We start from the raw sequence: 5,152 nt of genomic DNA, 5'->3' as shown, positions 1-5,152 counted from the left end.
CTAAACAAAATAGTATGCTAATTATTATCTAAGCTCCAACAATACCACTTCAGTCTTCCCAGGAAGTGATGATTTATCGACATCCAATACCGTCTTTCTTTCAACTTTTGGGAAAAGTCCATGAAACTCATCCACCGGCTCAATGGGCAGCGTGACTCTCTCATCCAGCTTGTAGTGCATGGGCAAAACCAGGGCGGGACGCAATTGTTTCACTACTTCGTAAGCCTGTTTGGCGTCAATGGTAAAAAAGCCTCCTACCGGTATTAGCAATACGTCTACCTGTCCTATGTCAGACACTTGCTTTGAAGTTAAAAGATGACCCAGGTCTCCTAAATGGCAGATGTTCAATCCGTCCAGTTGAATTACAAAAACAGTATTTTCCCCTCGCTTTTTCCCCTGCTCCGGATCATGATACGTGGCCACCCCTTTGATTACAATCCCGGCAGCCTCATGTTCACCAGCACCTTCTACTATCACCGGTTTGCCCGGCAATGAAGCGGTAAAATTGTGATCGCCGTGCTGGTGGCTGACTGTTGCCACGTCCACCTCGACATTGGGCAACGGGTAACCCACGTACTCATCAAATGGGTCTGTCAACACCCGTACTCCTTGAGAACTAACCAATAAAAAGCTCGCATGCCCTTTCCATTCAATTCGCATGTTATCTCCCCACCTTGTTTATTTTTTGTTTTCTAGTCTTATCCTTTTCAAAATTCAAAGCAGCTGATAATTTCAATCATACTTTCATATTCGCAAAAGGCCAACTTCCTAACTTGATCAGCCGGGTATTTAATATCTTTGACCAAAACCGGGATTGTCCCCGCCCGGCTTGCCGCGAGCAATCCATTCTCTGAATCTTCAAGAACGATACATCTTGAAGCCTCGCCGCCAAGCAAATCGACAGCTTTTAAAAATATCTCCGGCTCCGGCTTGCTCTTTGCCACTTCGTTGCCGCATACAATCACCGGAAAATATTTATTCAAGCCTGAAGCTCCCAGATACTTTTCCGTTAAATCCCTGTCGGTGGAAGTGGCGAGCGCCATGGGCACACTGTTTTCCCGCAGTTTCCTTAAAACTTCCTTCACTCCTTCTTTTATCGGCAAACCAAACTGGTTGATATAAGCGAACTTTAGTTGTAAAGCCTTTTCTTTTACCTTTCCGTACGGATAATCCTCTCCGTAGGTTTCTTTCATTAATTTTTCCGTCGCCACGGCATTTAAACCTATTGATTTTTCCAGAATGTCAAGACCAAGTGGTATTCCCAGCATTTGTGACGCTTCAGTATATAGTTTTATAGCCAACCTTTCAGTATCAAAAATTGTCCCGTCCATATCAAAAATCACAACATCAATGCTCTTATCAAGAAATTTCATATTTTCCGCACCTTTTACCTTATAAAAGCTCATAGCATTAAATGAAACAGGCGCCAACCTTAAAAAGCACCTGTCCGGCCATTAAATATCTAGCCGCTCTGGATTTCGCTAACCTTTAATCTTTTTCAGCAGCCAGGCCATATTTTCACCCAAAACCCGCATGGTTTGCATCCCTTCCGCATCGGCCCCAACTTCTCCTTTTTCCCGGCCGATACCCAGGTTCCAGTAATTTGAACCGGGTACGATCATCTGGCTGATGAAAAAAAGGTGGTTCATCGAATCAACGGTATGAATCGCTCCGGCCCGCCGCGCGACGGACACCGCCGCCCCCGCTTTTCTTTTTAACAAATCGCCGTTGGCCCTTGCTACATAACCGGCCCGGTCAATAAGCGCCTTCATTTCCGGCGTCATATCGGAAAAGTAAGTAGGCGATCCCAGGATAATCCCATCCGCTTGCAACATTTTTTCAAAACACATATTAAAGTCATCATCAACGGAACAACGCTTATCTTGATTTTCCTGACATTTCATACAGGCCAGACACCCTCTGATCTTTTTGCCAGCCAACTGGATTAATTCCGTCTCAATGCCTTCCTTTTCCAACTCTTCAAAAACCCGCTTGATCATAATGGCAGTATTCCCGTCTTTCCTGGCACTGCCGCTTATGCCTACAACTTTCACGAGATTATCCCCCTCTCAGGCATTTATTAATAATAAGATAACATTTATACCACCTAATGGCTACCGTAAAGAATGGATTTTTCTGCAACGTCGACTTAACATGCAGGCATGGGGCTTTCCAATCTGTGCTAAACTATAATTATCAATCAATAGCATTAAAATATGGAGGCGCTTATCATGCGATGCTTTATAGACTGTGTTCACTGTTACCTCAAACAAGCGGTCACCTGTATGACTATCGCCGGGATAGACGAAGACAGGCAGTATCCAATTTTATACGAACTAATGGATGATATTAAAATCATGGACAGCAAAAGAACACCGGCTGAAAATTCAACGGAACTATTGTTAAAAATATACCAGCTAATAAATAACGATGACCCTTACTCGGAAGCCAAGAAGAAATCAAATCGCCTGGCCCTTGCTCTGTACCCAGCGTTAAAGGACTTTTTGCAAAGATCAAAAAACAGACTCAATGACGCCCTGAAAATTTCCGTTTCCGGTAATGTGATCGACCTGGGCATCAATAAGAGTTTCGATATAGACGCCAGTTTAAAGTACAGCTTGGACGCGGGTTTTGCAAAAGATGATTTCAGTTCGTTTGTCAAAAAATTGAACCAGGAAGATAATATAGTTATTGTAGGAGACAACGCCGGCGAAATAGTGTTTGACAAGCTGCTGGCGGAAGAACTGGTTGCCATGGGCAAAAGGGTGACCTACATTGTTAAAGGCGGTCCCATATTAAATGACGCCACCATGGAGGACGCCATAAAAGTGGGGATGGACAACGTAGCGAAAGTGGCAACCACAGGGTCCAACTATCTCGGCGTCCCTCTGCGGAAGATATCCGGAGAGGCTGGACGGCTGTTAATGGAATCAGGTCTGGTTATATCAAAAGGCCAGGCCAATTTTGAATCCCTGGAACATGAAGAGACGGCTAATGGAAAGGTTTTTTTCCTGCTGAAAATCAAATGTGAATGTGTCGGTATAGTGGCGGGAGCGAACTTTGGGGACGTCGTGTTTTTTACACGATAAGAGGGTAATTGACGGCCATTACCTATTATTAGAGCCTGTAAGCAAAAGCGTAGCCGGGAAATCAAATCCCGGCTACGCTTTTGTCTCATTTTATTAATCTTTTTCTCCTCATATTCCGAGCGCATCGGAATTGTTTTTGTGTATAAATACCCCGGGCAATGCTTCGATTCTTAAGTTTTCTTATAACCCTACAAATTAAATACACTACAACGTATAAACAACTAAGACTGTTAAGGAGTTGTTATATGGAAAGCGAAATCAAAATAACGCCAATCCTCCCCATTGTTTTTCAGAAGAAATTTTCTCAAAGGCAAAAAGCCTCAACTACAAAGAACACCAATGCCAATAATTTCTCGCAGGTTTTGGACCTGGCAATTAAAAAATACAAAAGTGACCTCAAAAGGCTTTTCTAAACTCGCCAACGATTTCCGCCCGTCTCCCATAATCCCGCGGGGCGGTATTTTTTTTAAGCAATCCTCATGTCTCCCTGTTTTATTTCCTCCCTTTTTGGGGATCATATCCACCAAAAAGGAGATTATCTAATGGACTTTCTGCTTCAAATGAATCAATGGGCGCAGGTTCTCGCTCTAATATTGCTTGTAATAATGAACTTCTTGCTGTGGCGGAGATTGTGGCGGGAAACCTGCAAGCTATATCGCAATATTACTTACCGCTTCGTCCTCGCACGAATCACATCAAGAAACCTGGTTTCCCGCAAGCAGCTCAATCTGTCTCGGTTCCGCAGCAGCACGCGCCGTGGTCGTCTCAATTAATTTATATCTGCTTTTGCAAATGCTGCTGAATGATGAGATAAACCATCATTTAATTTTTCCATAAATCCTTTGATACAGGGTCGGCTCAATCACCAACTCCTCCTTGCCCATCCTGCGCCAGCTATTGATATATTCAAGGGGGAAGATGCGCTCAGTCATATCCAGGCTGCCCCATGATATCAAGCCGGTGTTCAATCGCTCAAACGCGCGGCCGGTGACTTTATATACCATGCCTTTTCCGAAAGTTTCCCAAAGCGATAGGGTCTCAACAGGATCGCGGTGGGTATAAATGCAGCCCGTACCATAAATTAAAGTGGGACGCGAGCCGTGACAGCCGAATTCTTTCGTATCATCAAAATAATCCAATGCCTCCCCGATTTCCCGGATATCATAAAATTCTTCTTCTCTCCAAAAATAACCGGCTACTATTTCATCAGACACGGCAGCCGGCTTTTCACCAATCAAGAATAAAGGGATATTTTCCGGGCTCGGGGGGTTCCATCCCCACCGCCGTCTATAGTTAAATTCCGATTCAGTCATGAGCAAGCAACACCTTGCGGCATATTTTTATCCTCTCAAAACTTATTCCGCCCATACGCATTTCCGCATTCTGCCCGGTCAAATATTGATTTTTTTATTGAATACGTAACGCCAGCAGTCCATATTAGACATTTGAAAGCCCATGGTATGGTAAAACTCCTGAGCCGGTTTATTTTCCTTGTCAGCCAGCAAGGCAATTCTGCCGTATCCTTCTTTCCGGACAAGATCCTTTATGCCTTCCATAAAATAACTGCCCAGTCTCTTTCGCCTTTCTTCCTTTTTAACAATAAAATCTTCCAGCAATATAACCTTTCTGCCCAATGCCGTGCTAATCGTTATCAGGAGATTGGCCATACCCAGGACTTCCTGATCTCTTTTCAGCAGCAAAAGAAGACCGTACTGGGGATTATCAATAATTAATTCCAGTCCTTTTCTTTGCTTGCACCAGTCTGAGCTAAAGTCTTTTTCCAGGTCAAAAAGCTCTTGCAGCAACAGACACATTTCCTCGATATCTTGCTTATTTGCTTTACTTATTGTTAACATATTAATTTTCCTTTTAATTTTCCCTTTTCTCAACTCTTTTGCGTTACTTTGGAAGTCATTGAGTGGCATGTTTATTATCCCATATTTTTGATATTCAGGAAAGCCCTGCTCCCCTGCTATGACGCTGACCTCCCACATGGTCAGTTGTCCGTGCCATGCTCAAACCGATGAAAAGTTAATCCCATTATCGCGGGCCTGTTTATTCAT

At 43.6% G+C, this 5,152-nt stretch carries 6 protein-coding genes; 1 reads left to right on the top strand and 5 read right to left on the bottom strand.

Annotated elements, in window-relative coordinates:
• Positions 1–24: 24 nt before the first annotated feature.
• The 3 genes from A4E54_RS07695 to A4E54_RS07685 form a co-directional block, all read right to left on the bottom strand.
• Positions 25–660, bottom strand: a complete 636-nt coding sequence (locus tag A4E54_RS07695; protein WP_240084630.1) for an MBL fold metallo-hydrolase — start codon at positions 658–660, stop codon at positions 25–27.
• Between the two features lie 47 nt (positions 661–707).
• A complete protein-coding gene (locus A4E54_RS07690) occupies positions 708–1,373 on the bottom strand; it encodes an HAD family hydrolase (protein WP_286725425.1) in 666 nt (221 codons plus the stop codon).
• 108 nt (positions 1,374–1,481) lie between these two features.
• Entirely contained in the window at positions 1,482–2,054 is a 573-nt protein-coding gene (locus tag A4E54_RS07685) for a flavodoxin family protein (RefSeq protein WP_240084632.1), read from the bottom strand.
• Between the two features lie 177 nt (positions 2,055–2,231).
• On the opposite strand from A4E54_RS07685, the gene A4E54_RS07680 reads away from it, so the two are divergent.
• Positions 2,232–3,089: a damage-control phosphatase ARMT1 family protein gene (locus A4E54_RS07680; protein ID WP_240084633.1), complete on the top strand. Its 858-nt coding sequence runs from the start codon at positions 2,232–2,234 to the stop codon at positions 3,087–3,089.
• A gap of 818 nt (positions 3,090–3,907) precedes the next feature.
• Here A4E54_RS07680 and A4E54_RS07675 read toward each other — a convergent pair.
• Both A4E54_RS07675 and A4E54_RS07670 read right to left on the bottom strand, forming a co-directional pair.
• A complete protein-coding gene (locus A4E54_RS07675) occupies positions 3,908–4,402 on the bottom strand; it encodes a hypothetical protein (protein ID WP_286725422.1) in 495 nt (164 codons plus the stop codon).
• A 78-nt stretch (positions 4,403–4,480) separates the two neighbouring features.
• Positions 4,481–4,945, bottom strand: coding sequence for a GNAT family N-acetyltransferase (locus A4E54_RS07670; RefSeq protein ID WP_240084635.1), 465 nt, complete (start codon positions 4,943–4,945; stop codon positions 4,481–4,483).
• Positions 4,946–5,152 lie beyond the last annotated feature (207 nt).

Origin of the sequence: Pelotomaculum sp. PtaB.Bin117 (assembly GCF_002067195.1) — a bacterium.
In the GTDB taxonomy this organism is placed as follows: domain Bacteria; phylum Bacillota; class Desulfotomaculia; order Desulfotomaculales; family Pelotomaculaceae; genus Pelotomaculum_D; species Pelotomaculum_D terephthalicicum.
This window is presented reverse-complemented; position numbering and strand designations above follow the sequence as displayed.

Coding starts and splice junctions, on each gene's coding strand:
- A4E54_RS07680 (WP_240084633.1), top strand. CDS start 2,232: ATGCGATGCTTTATAGACTGTGTTCACTGTTACCTCAAACAAGCGGTC.
- A4E54_RS07690 (WP_286725425.1), bottom strand. CDS start 1,373: ATGAAATTTCTTGATAAGAGCATTGATGTTGTGATTTTTGATATGGAC.
- A4E54_RS07695 (WP_240084630.1), bottom strand. CDS start 660: ATGCGAATTGAATGGAAAGGGCATGCGAGCTTTTTATTGGTTAGTTCT.
- A4E54_RS07670 (WP_240084635.1), bottom strand. CDS start 4,945: ATGTTAACAATAAGTAAAGCAAATAAGCAAGATATCGAGGAAATGTGT.
- A4E54_RS07675 (WP_286725422.1), bottom strand. CDS start 4,402: ATGACTGAATCGGAATTTAACTATAGACGGCGGTGGGGATGGAACCCC.